Annotated in this window: 19 protein-coding genes; 9 read left to right on the top strand and 10 right to left on the bottom strand. The window is 66.8% G+C overall.

What is annotated here, in order from left to right; all coding sequences use genetic code 11:
* The first annotated feature begins 166 nt into the window (after nt 1-166).
* Nucleotides 167-1,702, top strand: coding sequence for an HNH endonuclease (locus tag AC1DEM_RS02275; protein WP_476882901.1), 1,536 nt, complete (start codon nt 167-169; stop codon nt 1,700-1,702).
* 64 nt (nt 1,703-1,766) lie between these two features.
* Here AC1DEM_RS02275 and AC1DEM_RS02270 read toward each other — a convergent pair whose 3' ends face one another.
* Nucleotides 1,767-2,639, bottom strand: coding sequence for a sulfurtransferase (locus AC1DEM_RS02270; protein WP_476882900.1), 873 nt, complete (start codon nt 2,637-2,639; stop codon nt 1,767-1,769).
* A 47-nt stretch (nt 2,640-2,686) separates the two neighbouring features.
* Between AC1DEM_RS02270 and cds1 the strand changes: the two genes are divergently transcribed.
* Complete coding sequence (gene cds1 / locus AC1DEM_RS02265) at nt 2,687-3,790, top strand: L-cysteine desulfhydrase Cds1 (RefSeq protein WP_476882899.1); 1,104 nt, start codon at nt 2,687-2,689, stop codon at nt 3,788-3,790.
* 45 nt (nt 3,791-3,835) lie between these two features.
* Here the strand turns inward: cds1 and AC1DEM_RS02260 are convergent, their stop codons facing one another.
* Complete coding sequence (locus AC1DEM_RS02260; RefSeq protein ID WP_476882898.1) at nt 3,836-4,492, bottom strand: MBL fold metallo-hydrolase; 657 nt, start codon at nt 4,490-4,492, stop codon at nt 3,836-3,838.
* Nucleotides 4,493-4,626: 134 nt separating this feature from the next.
* Between AC1DEM_RS02260 and AC1DEM_RS02255 the strand changes: the two genes are divergently transcribed.
* The gene (locus AC1DEM_RS02255; protein ID WP_476882897.1) at nt 4,627-5,088 is read left to right on the top strand and encodes a Fur family transcriptional regulator; all 462 of its coding nucleotides are present in this window, start codon (nt 4,627-4,629) and stop codon (nt 5,086-5,088) included.
* A gap of 5 nt (nt 5,089-5,093) precedes the next feature.
* On the opposite strand, the gene AC1DEM_RS02250 is transcribed toward AC1DEM_RS02255, so the two are convergent.
* The 6 genes from AC1DEM_RS02250 to AC1DEM_RS02225 all read right to left on the bottom strand — a co-directional run bounded on the left by AC1DEM_RS02250 (nt 5,094) and on the right by AC1DEM_RS02225 (nt 12,157).
* Nucleotides 5,094-5,981: a metal ABC transporter permease gene (locus tag AC1DEM_RS02250; protein WP_476882896.1), complete on the bottom strand. Its 888-nt coding sequence runs from the start codon at nt 5,979-5,981 to the stop codon at nt 5,094-5,096.
* Nucleotides 5,982-6,797 (bottom strand): metal ABC transporter ATP-binding protein, encoded by an 816-nt coding sequence (locus tag AC1DEM_RS02245; RefSeq protein WP_476882895.1) that lies wholly within the window; start codon nt 6,795-6,797, stop codon nt 5,982-5,984. It lies immediately after the preceding gene.
* A 49-nt stretch (nt 6,798-6,846) separates the two neighbouring features.
* Complete coding sequence (locus AC1DEM_RS02240; protein ID WP_476882894.1) at nt 6,847-7,806, bottom strand: metal ABC transporter solute-binding protein, Zn/Mn family; 960 nt, start codon at nt 7,804-7,806, stop codon at nt 6,847-6,849.
* Nucleotides 7,807-7,952: 146 nt separating this feature from the next.
* Complete coding sequence (locus AC1DEM_RS02235; RefSeq protein ID WP_476882893.1) at nt 7,953-9,017, bottom strand: hemolysin family protein; 1,065 nt, start codon at nt 9,015-9,017, stop codon at nt 7,953-7,955.
* Nucleotides 9,014-10,351, bottom strand: a complete 1,338-nt coding sequence (locus AC1DEM_RS02230) for a hemolysin family protein (RefSeq protein WP_476882892.1) — start codon at nt 10,349-10,351, stop codon at nt 9,014-9,016. The genes AC1DEM_RS02235 and AC1DEM_RS02230 overlap by 4 nt, the downstream gene beginning before the upstream one ends.
* A gap of 333 nt (nt 10,352-10,684) precedes the next feature.
* Entirely contained in the window at nt 10,685-12,157 is a 1,473-nt protein-coding gene (locus tag AC1DEM_RS02225; RefSeq protein ID WP_476882891.1) for a GuaB1 family IMP dehydrogenase-related protein, read from the bottom strand.
* A gap of 364 nt (nt 12,158-12,521) precedes the next feature.
* Between AC1DEM_RS02225 and AC1DEM_RS02220 the strand changes: the two genes are divergently transcribed.
* From AC1DEM_RS02220 to AC1DEM_RS02200, 5 genes are all read left to right on the top strand, one after another.
* On the top strand, nt 12,522-16,322 hold the full coding sequence (locus AC1DEM_RS02220; RefSeq protein ID WP_476882890.1) for a multifunctional oxoglutarate decarboxylase/oxoglutarate dehydrogenase thiamine pyrophosphate-binding subunit/dihydrolipoyllysine-residue succinyltransferase subunit: 3,801 nt from the start codon (nt 12,522-12,524) through the stop codon (nt 16,320-16,322).
* Nucleotides 16,323-16,433: 111 nt separating this feature from the next.
* Nucleotides 16,434-17,033: a GDSL-type esterase/lipase family protein gene (locus tag AC1DEM_RS02215; RefSeq protein WP_476882889.1), complete on the top strand. Its 600-nt coding sequence runs from the start codon at nt 16,434-16,436 to the stop codon at nt 17,031-17,033.
* 149 nt (nt 17,034-17,182) lie between these two features.
* Nucleotides 17,183-18,010 carry a DUF4097 family beta strand repeat-containing protein gene (locus tag AC1DEM_RS02210; RefSeq protein WP_476882888.1) on the top strand — a complete coding sequence of 276 codons (828 nt, stop codon included), beginning with the start codon at nt 17,183-17,185 and terminating at the stop codon, nt 18,008-18,010.
* Nucleotides 18,010-18,630, top strand: coding sequence for a PadR family transcriptional regulator (locus tag AC1DEM_RS02205; RefSeq protein ID WP_476882887.1), 621 nt, complete (start codon nt 18,010-18,012; stop codon nt 18,628-18,630). The genes AC1DEM_RS02210 and AC1DEM_RS02205 overlap by 1 nt, the downstream gene beginning before the upstream one ends.
* A 119-nt stretch (nt 18,631-18,749) precedes the next feature.
* Nucleotides 18,750-18,824, top strand: coding sequence for a 50S ribosomal protein bL37 (locus AC1DEM_RS02200; protein ID WP_104061284.1), 75 nt, complete (start codon nt 18,750-18,752; stop codon nt 18,822-18,824).
* 89 nt (nt 18,825-18,913) lie between these two features.
* Here the strand turns inward: AC1DEM_RS02200 and rsrA are convergent, their stop codons facing one another.
* Together rsrA and AC1DEM_RS02190 are read right to left on the bottom strand one after the other, a co-directional pair.
* Nucleotides 18,914-19,174, bottom strand: a complete 261-nt coding sequence (gene rsrA / locus AC1DEM_RS02195) for a mycothiol system anti-sigma-R factor (protein ID WP_476882886.1) — start codon at nt 19,172-19,174, stop codon at nt 18,914-18,916.
* On the bottom strand, nt 19,171-20,010 hold the full coding sequence (locus AC1DEM_RS02190) for a sigma-70 family RNA polymerase sigma factor (RefSeq protein ID WP_476882885.1): 840 nt from the start codon (nt 20,008-20,010) through the stop codon (nt 19,171-19,173). The genes rsrA and AC1DEM_RS02190 overlap by 4 nt, the downstream gene beginning before the upstream one ends.
* A gap of 420 nt (nt 20,011-20,430) precedes the next feature.
* Here AC1DEM_RS02190 and AC1DEM_RS02185 point away from each other — a divergent pair, with 420 nt between their 5' ends.
* Nucleotides 20,431-20,979 carry a DoxX family protein gene (locus AC1DEM_RS02185; RefSeq protein ID WP_476882884.1) on the top strand — a complete coding sequence of 183 codons (549 nt, stop codon included), beginning with the start codon at nt 20,431-20,433 and terminating at the stop codon, nt 20,977-20,979.
* The last annotated feature ends 1 nt before the right edge of the window (nt 20,980 follow it).

Genomic DNA, 20,980 nt, shown 5'->3' with positions numbered 1-20,980 from the left:
GTTGAAGTCTGCGATCGACACCTTGCTGATGCTCCTTCGGCTCGACGTTATCTTGGGCAGCGTTCCGGGAGTTACGGCCGAACCCGGAATTTCCCCGCTGGTCTCCGAAGCGGTCGAGCGGCTGCGGACGGCCATAAATGTCATAGCCCACAGGGACACTTGATTCATGGAAGGCACTCAGGGGCCCGATGTGGTTCCGGCAGATTCGGCACCGGCACCGGCAACGACTGCGACGGTCGCGGACTTGGCCACGCTCCTGAGCGGCCTCCCGGCCCCTGACAGCGCCGCTGCCCTGATCGATGAGATCCGGGAACTCGAAGACCTGAAATCCGCCATGGCAGCCCGGCAGGCACGGCACGCCGTGGCACTGGATCTGTCCCAGCGCCGCGCCCAGGCCGCCGCCGGGGTCCCCGCCGAGCAGCTCGGCGCCGGGGTCGGCGCGCAGATCGCCCTCGCCCGGCACGAATCCCCCGTCAAGGGCGGCCGGCTCCTGGGCCTCGCGAAAGCCCTCGTGGCCGAGATGCCGCACACCCTCGCCGCGCTCGAGTCCGGGCAGCTGAACGAGTGGCGCGCCACCTTGCTCGTACGCGAAACCGCGTGCCTGACCGCCGCGGACCGGTCCGCCGTCGACGAACACCTCGCACCCGACACCGGGACCCTCGCCGGGGCCGGGGACCGGCGGCTGGTCGCCACCGCCCGGGCCGCCGCGTACCGGCTGGACCCGCGCACCGTCACCGACCGCGCCGCGCGCGCCGTGTCCGAGCGGCACGTCAGCCTCCGCCCGGCCCCGGACACCATGTGCTACCTCACCGCCCTGCTCCCGGTCACCGCCGGCGTCGGGATCTACACCGCCCTGGCCCGGCACGCCGACACCCTCCGCAACAGCGGCGACCCCCGTTCCCGCGGCCAGGCCATGGCCGACACCCTCGTCGAACGCAGCACGGGAACCCCTGGCGGGATCACCGGGGTGGAGATCCAGCTCGTCATGACCGACCGCACCCTCCTCCAGGCCGACTCCGAGCCGGCCCGCATCCCCGGCTACGGCACCGTCCCCGCCGGCCGGGCCCGCACCCTCATCAACGCCACCAGGGCCAAGGACGGCGCCGGCCCCCCGGGACCAGCCAGCCCCAACAGACCCGATGCCGATGCCGACGCCGACGCTTTCACCGTCTGGCTCCGACTGCTCTACACCCGCCCGCGCACCGGCGAACTCGTCGCCATGGACTCCCGCGCCCGGATCTTCCCGCACCGGCTCCGCCGCTTCATCCAGACCCGGGACGACACCTGCCGCACGCCCTACTGCGACGCCCCGATCCGGCACCTGGACCACATCATCGCCTGGCACCACGGCGGCCCCACCACCCAGACCAACGGCGCCGGCCTCTGCGAAGCCTGCAACCACACCAAAGAAACCCCCGGCTGGCGAGCCCGCCCCGTAAACCCCGCACACCCAAAGCACGCGGACTCTGGACCCGGACCAGCACCCGGTCCAGCAGCCGTGCCCGGGCACAGCGGACACAGGCACACCATCGAACTCACCACCCCCACCGGACACACCTACCACTCCACCGCACCACCCCTCCCGGGGACGCCGCTCGGCTCAACAGCCATAGAGCAGCCCGTATCCCGCCACCGCCGCCGGCTTCTGTGCCACGCCAAGTCACTCAAACTCAGCAAGGTCAAGGAGTCGGCCGCAGCCTAGGGGCCACGTATCCAGATTCCGTCGGGGCGGGGCCAAGGTTACGGACGTGAGCTGGGTTTGGACGCTAGTTTGAAGCCTCGACCTCGCCGTAAGGCTCAGGCCCGGTGACAACATCGTTGGAGGCACTGTGGCACCACTCCGAAAACGATCCCGGGTACAGGGCAGCGGAAAAGCCGGCGATTTCAAGGGCGGCGATCTCGTGGGCCGCTGTGACGCCGGAACCGCAATACACGGCGGTGGGGACGTCGGCCCTGTAGCCGAGCCGCTCGAAGCGCGCCCGCAGCTCCGCCGGACCAAGGAAGCGTCCGTCGGTCTCCAGGTTCCCGGTGGTGGGGGCACTCACGGCGCCCGGAATATGGCCCGCGCGGGGATCCACGGGCTCGATTTCCCCGCGGTACCGTTCGGCCGCCCGGGCATCCAACAGCAGACCCTGCCGGCCCCAGGTGGCTGCTTGTCCGGCGTCGATCGCGGGCATGTGGCCCTCGGACAGGGTGACGTTTCCGGGTGCGGGCTGTTCGGGCCCCGCCGCCACTTCGAACCCTGCGGCACGCCAGGCGGCCAGGCCGCCGTCGAGCAAGTGAACCTGGCTGAAGCCGGCGTTGCGCAGCATCCACCACAACCGGGCGGCGGCCATGTTGCCGCTGTCGTCGTAGGCTACAACGGCGTCGCCGTCGTTGACGCCCCAGCGGCGCGCCGATTCCTGGAACTGCTCCAGCGGCGGCAGCGGATGCCTTCCGCGTCGCGGTTCCGCGGGTCCGGCGAGTTCGGTGGCGAGATCCACGAAAATCGCTCCAGGGATGTGTTCGCTCAGGAAGTGGTCGTGACCGTGAGGGTCCCCGAGCGCCCAGCGAACGTCGAGGAGCACTGTGCGCTGGCCGGTGCCGACGGCGCCGCCCAGCCGGTCTTTGAGGGCAGCAGCATTGAGAAGGGTGTCCATTTCCCCACTCTATCTTCGGTGTCCCGCCGCCCCGGTAGGCTGTAGCGGTGAATACCGCGCACCAGCAGCACCGGGCCTGGGCCGACGACGCCGTCCGCCGGATCAGTGCCGAAAACAACCGCTCCGCCGACACCCACCTGTATTCGGTGCCGCTGCCCGACCACTGGGGCGTGCAGCTGTACCTGAAGGACGAATCCACCCACCGCACGGGCAGCCTCAAGCACCGGCTGGCGCGTTCGCTGTTCCTTTTTGGCCTCGTCAACGGCTGGATCCGGGAAGGGACCACGATCGTTGAGGCTTCCAGCGGCAGCACCGCCGTCTCCGAGGCCTACTTTGCGCAGTTGCTCGGCCTGCCTTTCATCGCCGTGATGACCCGGACCACCAGCCGCGAGAAGATCGCCCTGATAGAACAGTTCGGCGGCTCGTGCCACCTGGTGGACCACGCCTCCGAGGTCTACCAGGCCGCCGCAGATCTCGCCACCAGCACCGGCGGGCACTACATGGACCAGTTCACGTACGCCGAACGGGCCACGGACTGGCGCGGAAACAACAACATCGCCGAGTCGATCTTCGGCCAGCTGGCGATGGAGGAGCACCCGGTCCCCCGTTGGGTCGTGGTCGGGGCCGGCACCGGCGGGACCAGCGCCACAATCGGCAGGTACCTGCGGTACCACCGCTACGAGACCAGGCTCGCCGTCGTCGACCCGGAAAATTCCGCGTTCTATCCGGGCTGGCGGGACAGCCGGCCCGACGGCGGGATGCCCGCCGTCGAAGCGGCGGCGGCATCGCCGTCACGCATCGAGGGCATCGGCCGGCCGCGGATGGAGCCAAGTTTTGTACCTGCCGTGATCGACCACATGATCCAGGTTCCCGACGCCGCGTCGGTGGCCGCCATGCGGCACCTCAGGGAACATGCCGGACTGCACGCGGGCCCGTCCACCGGGACCAACCTCTGGGGCGTGTGGCAGCTCATAGCCGAGATGATCAAAGAAGACCGCAAGGGCAGCGTGGTGACCCTCATGTGCGACGCCGGGGACCGCTACGCCGGGAATTACTACAACCCGGAGTGGCTGGACACCCAGGGCCTGGATCCCGAGCCCCACGAGGCCGTGCTGCGCGAGTTCTTCCAGACCGGCGTCTGGCCGGCCTGACCGGCCTGGTCAGCCGACCGGCGGCAGCCGGTGCGCCCGCTTAGGCTAAACCTCCACGGAATCGCCGCTGGAGAGGTGCCGGTACTCGGTGCCGTACTTGGCGCCGATCCGGGTCACATGCCCCTCCACCAGGCCGCGGCCCAGCTCGTTCAGGAGCGCGTCGTGGATCGGGAAGGCCTGCGGGGCGCGGACGCCGATCACAAAGTCCACCACTTCACCCACCTTGTTCCACGGGGCGTGGACGGGTACCAGCAGCGTCTTGACGTCGACCCCGTCGGGGATCGCGAAGGAGTCCCCCGGGTGGTAGACGTTGCCATCCACGAGGTAGCCGACGTTGGCAACGACCGGGATCTGCGGGTGGATGAGGGCGTGCTGGCCGCCATATGTCCTGACCGCGAAGCCTGCGGTTTCAAATTCCTGGCCCGCGGCGGCGGCATGGATGCGGCTCCCGGCCTCGGGCGCCTTGCCGCGAAGCGTCGCGGCCACCGCTTCCGGGGCGTAAAGCTCAAGGGCAGTGTTCGACTGCAACGCCGCGGCGACGGCGTCGACGTCCACATGGTCCGCATGCTCGTGGGTGATGAGCACGGCATGTGCTCCGGCCAGGGCCTCATCCGTCTCCGAAAAAGTGCCCGGGTCAAACACCAGCACCCGGCCGTCCTGCTCGAGGCGGACACAGGCGTGCGTGAATTTGGTGAGTTTCATCCGGCCAGCCTAGGCACCAGCGGCCACAGTGTCCACGGAGCCCTGCTGGCGATCCTGCACGCTGGTAATCTTGGACATTGCCACCACACCGCAGCGCGTCCCACCCGCGAATCCTTGACGAAGCGAGTTCCACGATGTCCCAAGGCACCACCGCCGGCAGCAGCCGGACTCCGGCCTCGGCACCCGTGCAAGGTAAGGAACAGCGAGTTACCAAGCAGCGCCTCGCCGTCAGCGCCGCCCTGGACGACCTGGCGGACTTCGTCAGCACCCAGGAACTGCACCGCATCCTCCAGGAGCGCGGCACCGCGGTGTCCCTCGCCACGTCCTACCGAATCCTGCAGTCGCTCGCCGACGACGGGCTGGTGGATGTCCTGCGCAACGCCGACGGCGAAGCGGTCTACCGGCGCTGCGCCGTCACCGGCCACCACCATCACCTGCTGTGCCGCAACTGCGGCAAGGCCGTGGAAGTGGAAGCCCCGGCAGTAGAGGCCTGGGCTGCGCGGATCGCGCAAGAGCACGGCTTCACCGCGGTGGAGCACACGGTGGAAATCTTCGGCCTGTGCCCCGAATGCACAGCCAGTCAGGCCGGCCAGTAGCTGGCTCAGGCCGCCGCGGCCGCGTTCGGCACGATCCGCCCGTTGAGCCCCCGCTTGGCCTTGGCATTGCCGATCATCCGGCAGGCCACGTAGATCAGGAAGGACAGCGTGGTCACATAGGGGCTGATCGGCAGCCGGCCGCCGAGGGCCAGCAGGATGCCGCCGACCGTCGCCGTCATCGCGAAGACGATGCTCAGCATGACCACCAGCCGGGGTGAGGACGTGACGCGCATGGCGGCCGCCGCCGGCGTGATCAGCAGGGCCAGCACCAGCAGGGCGCCCACAATCTGGATGGACAGCGCCACGCTGATTCCCAGCAGCACCATGAAACCAAGGGCCAGGGCCCGCACCGGTACGCCGCGGGCAATGGCGACGTCGGGGTCAACACTGGCGAAGGTCAGCGGCCGCCAGATAGCGACCAGCGCCAGCATCACCACGACGGCGGCGAACGCCAGGACCTGCAGTTGGACCGTTCCCACCGACACGATCTGCCCGGTGAGCAGGCCGAACTTGTTGGCCGCCCGGCCCTCGTATAGGGACAGGAAGAGGATGCCCAGGCCCAGCCCGAAGGGCATGATGACGCCGATGATCGAGTTCTTGTCCCGGGCGCGGACGCCCATCACGCCGAGCACCACGGCCGCCAGGACCGATCCCGCCAGCGAGCCGAGGATGATGTTCGCGCCGATCAGCAGCGCGAAGGCCGCTCCGGCAAAGGAGAGCTCCGAGATCCCGTGGACCGCGAACGCCAGGTCGCGTTTCATCACGAAGGTGCCCATGAGTCCGCCCAGCAGGCCCAGGACCGCGCCGGCCCAGATGGAGTTCTGCACCAGGACCAGCAGCTCGCCATAGTTTTCGAAATTGAAGATTGAATGCAGCAGGTTACCCAGGTCCACTCAGCCCACCTCCCCCGCGACAGAGTGCGCGTCCTCGTGATGGTGCGTCACGGCATCCGGCAGTCCCACCACGATCAGACGGCCGTTGGCCTGGATGACTTCAACACGGCTGTCGTACAAATCGGAGAGCACCTCGGTGGTCATGACCTCGGCGGGTGTGCCCACCCGGAACCGGCCTCCGGCCAGGTACAGGACCCGGTCCACGTAGTCCATGATCGGGTTGATCTCGTGGGTGACGAACACCACGGCGCTGTCCGCCTCGCGGCATTGCTTGTTGATCAGGGCGCTGACGCCCTGCTGGTGCTGAAGGTCGAGGGAGAGCAGCGGCTCGTCGCACAGCAGCACTTTGGGATCCGTGGCCAGGGCCTGGGCCACGCGCAGGCGCTGCTGCTCACCGCCGGAGAGCTGCCCCACCGGCACCTTGGCGTAGTCGGTGGCGCCCACGAGGTCCAGGAGCTCATCGACCTTGCGGTTCACTTTTGCGTTGCCCAGGCGGATGCCCCAGCGGTGGCCGTCGACGCCGAGGGCCACGAGGTCGCGGGCGCGCAAGGGCGTATCCGGGTCGAATGATTTCTGCTGGGGCACGTAGCCGATCCGGCGGCTGCCGCGCTCTACGGGGTGGCCGTCGAGCACGGCGGTGCCCGTGCTCAGTTCCTGCAGGCCGAGCAGGACCTTCAGGAAGGTGGTCTTGCCGCTGCCGTTGGGACCGAGCACGGCAAAGAATTCACCTGGGTTGATGTCCAGGTCCAGGCCTTCCCACAGAGTCCGTTGGCCGAAGGCCAGGGAGGCGCCGCGGAGGCTCACTACCGGTGTCAAAAGGGGATTCCTCGATTTTCCGCGGAGACTGCTGCTCCGGCTGTTGCGATCATCCTAGGGCCTTGCGGATGCTCTCCACGTTAGCGGTCATCCACTGCAGGTAGGACTGGCCGTCCGGGAGGGTTTCACTGAAGTTCACTACCGGGACGCCGGCGGTCTCGGCGGCCTTTTTCAGCGCCACCGTTTGCGGTCCCTCGGTCTGGGTATTGTAGGCCAGCAGCTTGACGCCGCGGGAGGCCACGAGATCGACGGCGGCCTTGAGCACTGCGGGCGGGACGTCGGCGTCTTCCTCGATCGCGGCCGTGTATGCCGCCGGGGTTTCGTTCTCCAGGCCGGCGGCCTCAAGCAGGTACAGCGGTACCGGCTCGGTGACGGCCACGGGCGCATGGCCTGCCGAGGACTTGATGGCGGCGAGCTTGGTTTCCAGGCCGCCGAGCGATGCCTTAAAGGCCGCAGCGTTGGTCCGGAACGTCTGCGCCGAGCCCGGCTCCAGGGTGCCCAGCTTGTCGGCGACGGCGTCCGCGAGGCGGGACATGGCCGCCATGCTGTACCAGACGTGTTCGTTCAGCCCGGTGTGCTCGTGGGTGTGGCCGGCAGAGTCCGGGCTCGCCGCTGCGGGGCTTTCGGTGGCCAGGCCGGATACGTCCACGGCGTTGATGATGTTGCCGCTCTCCAGCCCGGTGTCGGTTGCCAGCGTGTCGATGAAGGCGTCGTATCCCCCGCCGTTCTCCACCACAAACTCGGCCTTGGAGACGGCCAGCTTGTCCTGCGTGGTGGCCTCGTAGGAGTGCGGGTCCTGGCTGGTGCGGTTGATGATCGAGCTGACCCGAACCTTGTCGCCGCCGATGCTGGAGACGATGTCGCCGTAGACGCTGGTGGAGGCGACGACGTCGATCACGCCGTCACCGGCGGTCCCCCGCGAGCTGCCCGGCGTCGGACTGCACGCGGTGAGCAGGAGGCCTAAGCCGGCGAGACCAGCCAGCATGGCTCGGGCAGCGGGACGGCGCACGGGAAACCTCGGATCTGTTATTGAGAATCAGGAGCAATAGCAACAGCCCGAGTGTATCCCTAAATAGGAATCATTCCTATTTAGGGATACCAGGCATGCCGCGCTGCGGTCCGTCCGCTACTGGCTGGCCCCCACTGGGCTGCGCCTTACTGGTCTTGGCCCAGCCTGCGGTAGCCGGTGGCCTGCGTCGCGTCCCGGATTTCGCCGACGAGCTGCTCGATCACGTCCTCCAGGAACAGCACCCCCTGGGTCAGCCCGTCGGGGCCGATCACGCGGGCCAGGTGCGAGCCTGTGCGCTGCATGACGGACATGGCCTTCTCGATTTCGTCGTCCATGGCCAGGTTCGCCAGCGACCGGATGCGGCTTTCCGCGATCGGCTGGTGGTACCCGGCGTCCGGGATGGACAGTACGTCCTTGATGTGCAGATAGCCGGACAGCATGCCGTCGTCATCGAGCATCGGGAACCGCGAGAAGCCGGTCCGGCTCACCGCCTTTTCGAATTCCGCCGGCGTGGTGGCCGCCTTGAGCATGACGAGCTTTCCCAACGGAACCATCACGTGGGAGGCCGTGTGTTCGGAGAACTCCAGCGCTCCGGTGATGAGTCCGGCGTCGTCGTCCACGAGTCCGTGGCGGGTGGATTCCTGCACGATCGACTGCACTTCTTCGAGGGTGAAGGAGGACGTGACCTCATTCTGTGGCTCAATCCGCATCAGCTTAAGGATGTGGTTCGCGGACCAGTTAAGCGCCGTAATGACGGGCTTGACCAGCCGCGCGATGAACATCAGCGGCGGCGCCAGCAGCAGCGCCGCCTTGTCCGCGACCGACACGGAAATGTTCTTGGGCACCATTTCGCCGAAGGTGACGTGCAGGAACGTGACCACCAGCAGTGCGACGGCGAAGGCCACAATATCCGCGGCCCCCACCGGGATGCCTGCCGCTTCCAGCGGCACGGCCAGGAGGTGGTGGATCGCGGGCTCAGCCACCTGCAGGATCAGCAGCGAGCAGACGGTGATGCCGAGCTGGGCGCACGCAAGCATGAGGGACACGTTTTCCATGGCCCGCAGCGTTGTCTGTGCGCGCTTGGAGCCGGCCTCGGCCAGCGGCTCGATCTGGCTCCGGCGGGCGGACATGATGGCGAATTCCGCTGCCACGAAGAAGGCGTTGCCCACAAGGAGGAAGGCAAGCCACAGGATTCCTGCCCAGTCGCTCATGCGGCACCTGCCTGGCTGGCGGGCTGGCCGTCGCCGGGTACCCGGGTGGGCCGGAAACAGATCCTGTCGATCCGGCGGCCGTCCATGCGGGTCACGCTCAGTGTCCCGCCGACGACGTCGACAGTGTCGCCGACTGCCGCGATCCGGCCGAGCTGGCTCATGACGTAGCCTCCCACCGTTTCGTAGGCAGCTTCGTCGGGCACGGTCAGGCCCGGGATCTGTTCGGAAAGTTCATCGGGCCGGAGCAGGCCGGGGAAGTACCAGTCCCCCGAGGCGCTCTGGAGCAAGCCGGGACGGACCTTGTCGTGTTCATCGGCTACTTCCCCGACGATTTCCTCCACGAGGTCTTCCAGGGTGGTGATGCCGGCCGTTCCGCCGTACTCGTCCAGGACGACGGCCAGTTGCAGGTTGCCCTCGCGCAGTTCGGCGAGGAGGGCGTCCAGGTGGATGGTTTCGGGGACCTGGAGCACATCGGTCATGATGGCTCCGGCCTGCAGCCTGGCGCGGCGGTTCGAGGGCACGGCGATGGCCTTCTTGATATGGACTACGCCACGGATGTCATCGGAGGACTCGCCGATCACAGGGAAACGGGAGTATCCGGTCCGCTTGGCGGCCTCGACGATGTCCGAGACCGGCTGGTCGGCGTCGATGGTCTCCACGCGGATGCGGGGGGTCATGACGTCAGCGGCGGTCCGCCCGGAGAACTTAAGCGTCCGGGCGATGAAGTTGGCCGTCCCGGCGTCCAGGGTGCCCATGGCCGCGGAGCGGCGCACGAGCGAGGCCAGTTCGGCCGGAGTGCGGGCGCCGGAGATTTCCTCCTTGGCCTCCAGTCCGAAGACGTTGAGGACCTTGTTGGAGAAGCCATTGAGCACCACGATTGCGGGCTTGAAGATGGCGGTGAACACCAGCTGGGGCCGGGCGACGGCCTTGCCGATCGGGAAGGACAGCGCGATGGCCATGTTCTTGGGCACCAGCTCACCGATCAGCATGGAGAGCAGGGTGGCCACCGCCATCGCGAGGACCAGGGACAGCGAGGCAGCCGCCGCGGGCGCGACTCCGAGCGCGGTAAGGGGACCCTCGAGCAGCTTGCCGACGGACGGTTCCATGACGTAACCGGTCAGCAGCGTGGTCATGGTGATGCCGAGCTGGCAGCTGGAGAGCTGGGTGGAGAGCGACTTGAGACATTTGAGCAGGGGCTCGGCGGCGGTGTCGCCGGCGTCAACGGCGCGCTGCACCGTGGATTGGTCCAAGGCCACCAGGGAAAATTCCACGGCGACAAAGAACCCGGTGCCGAGGATGAGCAGCAGGCCTGCTGCGAGGAGTAGCCATTCCATCTCAGCGGCCTGCTTCCGCGGGAGCGGCAGCGCCAGAGGCGCAAAAAAACGGCCGTTGCTGGGACCGTAGATGCTGGGAGGGTCTGCCCGGCGGAGGATGGTCGGCGGCGGCCGACCCTGTTTCCTGGAAGGCTCCGGTGTGGCGCGTGGCCGGAGAATGATGGGCGCGTGAACGGGGTTTGCCGGCTCTTCGGGTGGACTGCGCGGGAACGGATTCCGTTCTCCGCTGACAGCCCCCAGGCCGGCACCTAGATTTACTGTCCATAAGAATTTCAGTCTACAGGAGCGGCCGCCGCCAGCCCCGGCCGCCCGCTTCACCGGCTGCGCCGAAACTCACCAGCTCTGCGGGACGGGCCGGCCTTCCTCGTACCCGGCCGCGGACTGGATGCCGGCCACGGCACGTTCGCGAAAGGCGGCGAGATCGGCAGCGCCGGCGTAGCTCATGGAACTGCGCAGGCCGGCGGTGATCATGTCCAGCAGGTCCTCGACGCCGGGCCGCGCCGCGTCCACGTACATGCGGGACGTGGAGATGCCTTCCTCGAACAGGGCCTTGCGGTCCTTTTCAAACGCGCCCTCGCGCTGGTTGCGGTTTTGCACCGCGCGGGCGGACGCCATGCCGAAGCTCTCCTTGTACTGCCGTCCCGCAGAGTCGAGCTGCAGATCCCCGGGGCTTTCGTGCGTGCCGGCAAACCAGGAGCCGATCATGACCTGGCTGGCACCGGCGGCCAGGGCCAGGGCGACGTCGCGCGGGTAGCGGACCCCGCCGTCGGCCCACACCCGGCCGCCGGCTTCCCGCGCCGCGGCGGAACATTCCAGGACGGCGCTGAACTGCGGGCGGCCCACGGCCGTCATCATGCGCGTGGTGCACATGGCGCCCGGACCCACGCCGACCTTGACGATGTCCGCCCCGGCCTCGATAAGCTCCCGCGCTGCCTCGCCGGTGACGACGTTGCCGGCGACCACCGGCACGCCGGGGTTGAGTCCTTTCACGGCTGCCAGCGCGTCGAACATTTTCTGCTGGTGCCCATGCGCGGTGTCGAGGACCAGCACATTCACGCCGGCAGCCAGCAACTCGGCGGCCCGCCCGGCCACGTCACCGTTGATTCCGACGGCGGCAGCCACCTTGAGCTTGCCGTCGTCGTCCAGGGACGGGCGGTAGAGCGTGGAGCGCAGGGCGCCCTTGCGGGTCAGCACCCCGGCCAGGACGCCGTCCTGCTGCACCGGTGCGTAGTCAGTTCCGGCAGCGTCCATCGCCTCAAAGGCGCGGCGAAGGGCCGTCGCAGCACCCGCAGGGTCCCCCGCCAGCCCGCCGTCCAACAGTCCGGCATCCAGCACCAGCGGCTGGTGGCGGAGGACGGAGGCCAGCGACGCGAAACGGTCCTGGCCCTCGCAGTCCGCGGCCCGGACAACACCGGCGACGGCGCCGGCCTCATCCACCACCACAACGGCGCCGTGCGGCCGCTTGCCCATCAGGTGGAGGGCATCGATCACGGTGTCCGTTGGCGCGAGCGTGACGGGCGTCTCGAGGACCGGGTGGCGGGCCTTGATCCAGGCCGTGACGTCCCGGATGACGTCGAGCGGGACGTCCTGCGGCAGGACTCCAAGGCCGCCGCGGCGGGCCATGGTCTCGGCCATCCGCTTCCCCGTCACCGCCGTCATGTTCGCCGCCACCAGCGGAATCGCCGAGCCGGTCCCGTCATCGGCCGCCAGATCGACGTCCAGGCGCGAGATGACATCCGACCGCGACGGCACCAGGAAGAGGTCGGAGTAAGTCAGATCGGTGGTGGGCTCATTCAGGAAACGCACGGCTGCTCCTTTGCTGGCACCCGCAGCTGGCGCCCTCGGCGCCAAACGGGTTCTTCTTTGATTCTAGGGCGGTTCCCGGCGGGGCCGGCACTGCGTCCGGCAGTGTGTAAGTCACCGCGTGAAGCACCGCGTGAGGCACCGCCTCCGGGCCGATTCCGGGCCGATTTTGCAGCACTTCTTCTCTGTAATTCAGCGGCTGCGGGGGTGGATCATGATTTGGGTCACGCTTATTGGCGGTTTGGCAAGAATCCTCACTAGACTGGCAGAGGTCTGGGTTCACTGGACGCAGAGACTGGCTCAATCGTTGTGCCGAGGCACCGTGGAAGCCAGAGGGAATCAAACTCATGGAAGAGGCGTATTTCAAGTGCCAGAGCAGCCTAGCCACCGTCTACCAGAGGAATTTGGCGGAAACGAGTGGCTCGTTGACGAACTGTACGAGCGTTACCAGCAGGACAAGAACACGGTCGACGCCAAGTGGTGGCCGCTGTTCGAATCTTTTGCAGCTAGTGACGCCTCTTCCGTCAACGGAACGTCCGGCACCGCGACAGCTGTGCATCCTGCCACCCGTGAACTTCCCGTCGTAGCGCCTGCCGCTTCGCAGGCAGCACCCGCGCCGGCCGCGCCCGCTGCCCCCGCAACTCCCGCCGCCACGCCCGCGCCGGCACCTGCAGCCAAGAGGACCCCGGCCACCGTCGCCCGGGATGGCTCCAAGACCACGGACGCCCCCGGAACCGCGCCGATCCCGGCGCAGCTGCCCAAGAACCTCAAGGCTCCGACGGCGCCCGAGGAGGACGTCGTCTCGGTCCTGCGCGGACCGGCCAAGGCCATCGCGTCGAACATGGTCACCAGCCTGGAAGTGCCGACCGCCACGAGCGTCCGTGCCATCCCGGCGAAGCTGCTGATCGACAACCGCGTGGTCATCAACTCCAACCTGGCCCGCGCCCGCGGCGGCAAGGTCTCCTTCACGCACCTGATCGGCTACGCCGTCATCCGCGCCCTGTCCCAGTTCCCGTCGATGAACGTCTACTACGACGAGATCGACGGCAAGCCGGTGGCTGTCCAGCCGGCGCACGTGAACTTCGGCATCGCGATCGACATGCCCAAGCCTGACGGCACCCGCCTGCTCATGGTCCCGAACATCAAGAAGGCGGAGACCCTCAACTTCTCGGAGTTCTGGCACACCTACGAAGACCTGATCAAGCGGGCCCGCGCCGGCAAGCTGACCGCGGATGACCACTCCGGCACCACGGTGTCCCTGACCAACCCCGGCGGCATCGGCACCGTCCACTCGGTGCCCCGCCTGTCCAAGGGCCAGGCCGCCATCATCGGCGTCGGCGCCCTGGACTACCCGGCCGAGTTCCAGGGTGCCAGCGAGAAGATCATCGCCCAGAACGCGATCAGCAAGGTCCTCACGCTGACCTCCACGTATGACCACCGCGTCATCCAGGGTGCCGGCAGCGGCGAGTTCCTCAAGCTCGTACACCAGCTCCTGCTCGGTGCGCAGAACTTCTACGACGAGATCTTCGAGTCCCTGCGCATCCCCTACGAGCCCGTGCGTTGGAGCCCGGACCTGCAGGTGGACCCGGCCGACGAGATCAACAAAGTCGCCCGGATCCAGCAGCTGATCCACGCCTACCGCGTGCGCGGACACCTGATGGCGGACACCGATCCGCTCGAGTACGTCCAGCGCAAGCACCCGGACCTCGACGTCCTGACCTACGGCCTGACCCTGTGGGACCTGGACCGCGGGTGGCCCACGGGCGGCTTCGGCGGCAAGCCGATGCTCAAGTTCCGCGACATCCTCGGCGTCCTCCGCGACGCCTACTGCCGCACCGCCGGCATCGAATACATGCACATCCAGGACCCCGCCGAGCGCAAGTGGTTCCAGGACCAGCTGGAGCACGCCTATTCGAAGCCGAGCCGCGACGAGCAGCTGCGCATCGTCTCCAAGCTCAACGCCGCCGAGGCCTTTGAGACGTTCCTGCAGACCAAGTTCGTCGGCCAGAAGCGCTTCTCGCTCGAAGGCGGCGAGTCCCTGATTCCGCTGCTTGACGCGATCATCTCCGACGCCGCCGACGACGAACTCGACGAAGTCGCGATCGGCATGGCCCACCGCGGCCGCCTCAACGTGCTGACCAACATCGCGGGCAAGACCTACGCACAGGTCTTCCGCGAATTCGAAGGCACCCAGGACCCGCGCTCCGTGCAGGGCTCCGGCGACGTCAAGTACCACCTCGGCACCGAGGGCACCTTCACCTCGGACAACGGCAAGGAGACCAAGGTCTACCTCGCCGCGAACCCGTCCCACCTTGAGGCCGTGGACCCTGTCCTCGAGGGCATCGTCCGCGCCAAGCAGGACCGCCTGGACCAGGGCGAGGCGTTCCCCGTGCTGCCGATCATGGTGCACGGCGACGCCGCTTTCGCAGGCCAGGGTGTTGTCGCGGAAACGCTCAACCTCTCCCAGCTGCGCGGCTACCGCACCGGCGGCACCATCCACATCGTTGTCAACAACCAGGTCGGCTTCACCACCGCCCCGTCGTCCTCGCGTTCCTCCACCTACTCCACGGACGTCGCCAAGATGATCCAGGCGCCGGTGTTCCACGTGAACGGCGACGATCCGGAGGCTGTGGTCCGGATCGGGCAGCTTGCCTACGAATTCCGTCAGCGTTTCCACAAGGACGTTGTCATCGACATGGTGTGCTACCGCCGCCGCGGCCACAATGAGGGCGACGACCCCTCGATGACCCAGCCGCTGATGTACAACCTGATCGAAGCCAAGCGCTCGGTCCGCAAGCTGTACACCGAATCCCTGATCGGTCGCGGTGACATCACCGAGGAAGAAGCCGAGCAGCTGCTGCGCGACTACCAGGAACGCCTCGAACGCGTCTTCGCCGAAACCCACGCGGCCCAGACGTCCCCGATCCCGATCATCACGGCTGATTCCGCTGCGGTCTCCGATCTCGAACGCCCCATGGCCCAGCAGTCCGATTCCGGTGTCAGCGCCCCAGTCTCCACCGCGATCTCTGCGGAGACCCTGGCCCGGATCGGGAAGGCCCACACCGATATCCCGGAGGGCTTCACCGTCCACGCCAAGCTCAAGCAGCTGCTCGAGAAGCGTGAAGCGATGTCCCGTGAAGGCGGCATCGACTGGGGGTTCGGTGAACTTGCGGCGTTCGGCTCGCTCATCATGGAAGGCGTCCCTGTCCGGCTCGCCGGCCAGGACTCGCGCCGCGGCACGTTCGTGCAGCGGCACGCCGTCTTCCACGACCGAGCCAACGGCGACGAGTGGCTGCCGCTGGCCCACCTGTCGGACAACCAGGCGAAGCTGTGGATCTACGACTCCCTGCTCTCCGAATACGCTGCCATGGGCTTCGAGTATGGGTACTCCGTGGAGCGCCCGGATGCCCTGGTGCTCTGGGAGGCGCAGTTCGGTGACTTCGTCAACGGCGCGCAGACCATCATCGATGAGTTCATCTCCTCTGCCGAGCAGAAATGGGGCCAGCGGTCCTCGCTCGTTCTCATGCTGCCGCACGGCTACGAGGGCCAGGGGCCGGACCACTCGTCAGCCCGCATCGAGCGCTTCCTGCTGATGTGCGCTGAGGAGAACATGATCGTGGCCAACCCCACGACGTCGGCCTCGCACTTCCACCTGCTGCGCCGCCAGGCCTACAGCAGGCCGCGCAAGCCGCTCATCATCTTCACGCCGAAGCAGCTGCTCCGCCTGAAGGCCGCGGCGTCCTCCGTGGAGGACTTCACCACCGGCTCGTTCCGCCCGGTCATTCCCGAGCACGCCCCGCTGCAGGCCGACGCCGTCGAACGCGTGCTGCTGGTCTCCGGACGCCTGTACTACGATCTACTGTCCACCCGGCAGAAGACCGAGAACCAGACCACGGCGATAGTTCGCGTCGAGCAGCTCTACCCGCTGCCGGCCGCCGAAATCGCTGCGGAACTGGCCAAGTACCCGAATGCCGAAGTGGTCTGGGCGCAGGACGAACCGGCCAACCAGGGCCCGTGGCCGTTCATCGGCCTGAACCTGCCCGATGCCCTGGACCGCCAGGTCCGCCTCATCTCCCGCCCCGCCTCGGCCTCCACCGCGGCAGGGTCGATGAAGCGCCACTCGGCGGAACAGGACAGCTTGCTCAAGCAGGCATTTGCCCGTAAGTAGCGTCATTGCTGCCCGGCCGGAGAAAGAAAGACAACACTCCGGCCGGGCAGTTCTGTTTAATGGACTGTTAGTGGTCAGCTTGATGGACAGCGTTGAAGTGAAGAGGTAGTCGTGGAAGATCGGAAGCTGCGGATTGCAGCCGTTGGGGACGAGCTGTTGGCCGGGCTCGGTGATCCGCGTGCCTTGGGCTGGTGGGGGCGGGTCCTGGCCCGCACGCCGCAGGACAGCGTCGCACTGGAGTGCTACTCCCTGCCTTGCCCGGAAGAAGGCACGGAGGGTATCGCCGCGCGCTGGCTCGAGGAGGCAGGCCGCCGCTTCGGCAACCATCACGACAACCGCCTGGTGATCGGCTTGTCCGGCCGCGACATTGAGTTCGGCCTGTCCACGGCCCGCAGCCGCCTGAACCTCGCCAACATCCTGGACTCCGCCTCGCAGAACAAGATCGAGGTCTTTGTCGTGGGCCCCCCGCCCACGCTCGACCCCACCCAGAACCGCAGGCTCGGCGAACTCAACACCGCCTTCGCCGACGTCACGACGCGCCGGAAACACCTCTACGTCGACACGTTCTCGCCGCTGCTGAACCACGAGCAATGGCGCCAGGACCTCGCGGCCAACGGCGGCACGCCCGGCCAGGCCGGGTATGGCCTCATGGCGTGGCTCGTGCTGCACCGCGGCTGGTTCCAGTGGCTCGGCCTGGAGGCGCCGGAATAGGCCGGCCACCCGGCAACCGGCCGCACCGGACCGCACTCCTGCGGATTTTCGCGATATATCTTGACCTGGCAGTGGGCGCGATATATCGTGACTTCATAGTCGCGATATATCTTTAGTTGCCCAGCACCTTTCGCTTTTCCGGAGGAACCATGTCAGAGAACACGTGGACCGTGACCGGTCCGCAGACCATCGACGTCGACGGCGTCCGCTCCCTTAAACTCGGCATTGTCCGCGGCCGCTTCGACATCGTCACCCATGACGAGGACGTCGCCAGGATCGAGGTCTCCGAAATCGACGGCGATCCGTTGTCGGTTTCCGTCGTCAACGGCCGTCTGGAAGTCCGCCACCAGCTGCACGGTCCGCAGGGCTGGTTCAAGAACCTGATGAGCACCGTCAACAACGGCAGCAGCAACTCCGTGGTCATCAGCATCGCCCTGCCCGCCGGCGTCGAGGTCGAAGCCGGGACGGTGAGCGGCGACGGCATGGTCTCCGGGATCAGCGGCCACGCCCGGCTCAACACCGTCTCGGGCTCCGTGCTGGCGGACGGCACCTCCGGTGAACTCTCCGTCAACACGGTCAGCGGCGAAGTCATTGCCCGCAACCACCGCGGCGTCCTGACCGCCAAAAGCGTCTCCGGCGAAGTGACGGCCTCGGGGGAATTCAGCCACATCCGCGCGAACACCGTCAGCGGCGACCTGAACTTCGATCTGCACGGCTTCACCCAGGATTTTGGCGCCAATTCAGTCTCGGGCGACGTCACCATCCGGGTTCCGCACGACATCGGCGTCGACATTGTCGCCAAATCCGCCAGCGGGGCGGTGGTCATCGATGACAAGAGGTACGCCCAGCCCAGCGGCACGGTGCAGACCATCGCGGGACCGGACGCCAAGCTGATGCTGGTCCGGACCAACTCGGTTTCGGGAAAAACGTCGGTCTTCCACAGCCAGCCCACCGCGGACACCGAAACGGCCCTCTGATGCCTCCCGTCTTCGCCCATGGCGCGCTGCGGCTGTACCTGCTCGCCCTGCTCGAATCAGGTCCAAAGCACGGTTACGAACTCATCAAGGCGCTCAGCGAGCGTTTCGGCGGCACCTACTCCCCCAGCGCCGGAACCATCTACCCGCGCCTGGGCAAGCTCGAAGAAGAAGGGCTCGTTGCCACCCACACGGAGGGCCGCCGCACCAACTACAGCATCACCCCGGCGGGACTAACGGAGCTCAATAGCCGGCGGGACGAACTCGCCGGCGTCGAGAACGACATTTCGGCCTCGGTCCGCCGGCTGGCCGACAATCTGCGCCAGGACATCCGCGTCAACATGCGCGGCCTCCGGGCCGATCTCGCGGCAACGGCGGAGGCGGCGCGGACCTCCGCGCGCGCAGCGGGTTCTGCCGGCGGCGCGGGGAGCCCGCGGTTCTCCCCTGAGGGCGAGCGGCGCCTGAAGGAAGCGGAAATGCTGGTGCAGGCCTTCCGCGACGACATGCGGGTGGAACTGCGGCGGCACGCCGGCAGCCATCCCGTCACCGCCGTGACGCTCGAAACGGTCAAGACCGTGCTGGACCAGGCCCGGATCTCAATCCGCAATTCGCTGGAAAGCTGACCACCCCACGCGCAAGTGGTCACGGCCCCGTAGCGGCACGTCCCCGGTTCGCGGCGGGTGCCTCGATGTGGGAGACTTGAGGGCAGCTCTTTTGAGTACCACGATTAAGGAGGCCAGCTATGAGCAAACGTGCACGTAAACGTCGTGACCGTAAGCGTGGCGGCGCGAACCACGGTAAGCGCCCCAACGCCTAAGCAAAGCTTGGAATGACAGCTTTAGACGAATGACCCCGGAATCCTTACGGCTTCCGGGGTCATTCGTTTATCTGGGTAGAAAGCCGGGCTCAGGCTTCCACAGTCCGGATCGAGTGAATCCGGTCCAGGATGGCGTTCTTGAGGTTATCCGGAGCTGCTTCAGTGCACGAACGCTTGACCATCACGCGGATGACACATTCGAGGTCGTACTGCTCCAGGCACTCCGGGCAGCTGTCCAGGTGGTCCTTGATCTCTGTGATGTCCTCACGCGTGAGCGCACCATCCAGATATTCATAGATACGTTGCATCCGGGCGTCGTCGCAATCGCCCAGTCCCTGGCAGTCGCTCATTTCCTGTTCTCCTGTTTGTTGCTGTCGGCCGCGGCGCTTGACTCGCTTGCGCCCTTGAATCCCCGTTCGGCGGCATAGTCCGCAAGCATGTCCCGCAGCATCTTCCGGCCGCGGTGCAGCCGGGACATGACGGTCCCGATGGGGGTGTTCATGATGTCTGAAATTTCCTTGTACGCGAAACCCTCGACGTCGGCGAAGTACACGGCCAGCCGGAACTCCTCCGGAATCGACTGGAGTGCGCGCTTCACATCGGAGTCGGGCAGATGGTCGAGGGCCTCGGCCTCCGCCGAACGCAGCCCCGAGGACGTATGCGACTCGGCGCGGGCGAGTTGCCAGTCCTCGATGGTGTCCGAGTTCGACTGCAGCGGCTCGCGCTGACGCTTCCGGTACAAGTTGATGTATGTATTGGTGAGGATGCGGTACAGCCAAGCCTTCAGATTGGTTCCCGGCTTGTACTGGTGGAACGCGGAAAACGCCTTCGTGTACGCCTCTTGGACCAAGTCCTCGGCGTCGGAGGGATTCCGGGCCATCCTCATGGCCGCCGAATACAGCTGGTCCACGTACTGCATGGCGTCGCGTTCAAAGCGCACCCGGCGTTCGTCCGCGGACTCGGTGGCAACGTCCAGGGGCTTTCCGTCGACCTCGGTTTCCAGGGCGGCGGGTCCATCAGCGGGCGCCTGCGCAGCACGACCATCTGCGGAATTCTGCACAGGCGAATTCTGTACAGCGGGCCGTTCTGGTGCGCCGGACATGCCGGCATCAGGTGTCTTGGTGGGCGTGGCGTCGTTTCCGGCAACCTCGTGCATGGCCGCTACGGCCGGGTCCATGGTGCTCATTGCGTTCAAGTCTACTGTCACCTTCCGCCGGGCACCCGGAACTGCCGGAAGCTCGAGGGTCCATGATTTACCGGCTTCCGGTTCCGCCCTGTCCAACACCCTCGTCAAATCTCCGCCTTCCTAAGCTGCGTCCGTTCGCCTGCGTTTATCCAACCGTTTATCCAGCCACGTTTATGCAGCTCTGTTTATCCAGCCGTGTCTGTCTGGCCGTACCTACCCCACCCCGCTGCACCGGCGCTCCAACAAGGAGAACGGTTCAGGCACGGCGGCACTGTGACACGGCTGGGAAGACACGGCTGGGAAACCGCTGGGATCTGTCTTTCACAACCACGTCCTGCGGGCAAATATTCCGCAAAAGTGCAAGACTAGAACCGGTTCTCCCGCAGTGAAGCCGCGGTTTGTCCATCCAGGAGGAAATTCATGTCGTTTGTCCGCTTTCTCGCCCGGCCCATGCTCGCCTCCAGTTTCGTCCTCGCCGGCATGGACAAGCTCAAGAACGCGGATGACACTGCGGCACAGCTGACCCCCTTGCTGCGCCGCACGGCCGACGCACTGCCCTTCCAGCCCAACGAAAAAGTCGTGGCACGCGTGATCGGCGGCACCCAGATCGGCGCCGGCGTTTGCTTCGCCCTGGGCAAGTCCGCCCGGCTGGCCGCCACCTTGCTCGCCGTCATTTCGGTCCTGAACGGTTACGTGGAATGGCGCAGCGCGGACATCTCCTCGAAGGAAGCCCGCGACGCCCGCCGCAAGCAGCTTCTGAAAAACGTCACCCTCACCGGCGGCGTTCTCCTGGCCGCTGTCGATACCGCCGGCAAGCCCAGCCTGGCTTGGCGCGCCGGCCACCTGGCCGCGGATGCCAAGAAGAGCGCCAGCCACCTCGCCGCCGATGCCCGGAAGACCACCAACAAGCAGCTGAAAAAGGCCGACAAAGTTGTCCGCAAGGCCGTAGACCACACAGCCGGAGCCTAAG

The sequence above is a fragment of the Arthrobacter sp. 05T420 genome (assembly GCF_056396305.1).
Note: the sequence above shows the minus strand (reverse complement) of the source record. Positions and strands in the feature narration are given on the sequence as shown.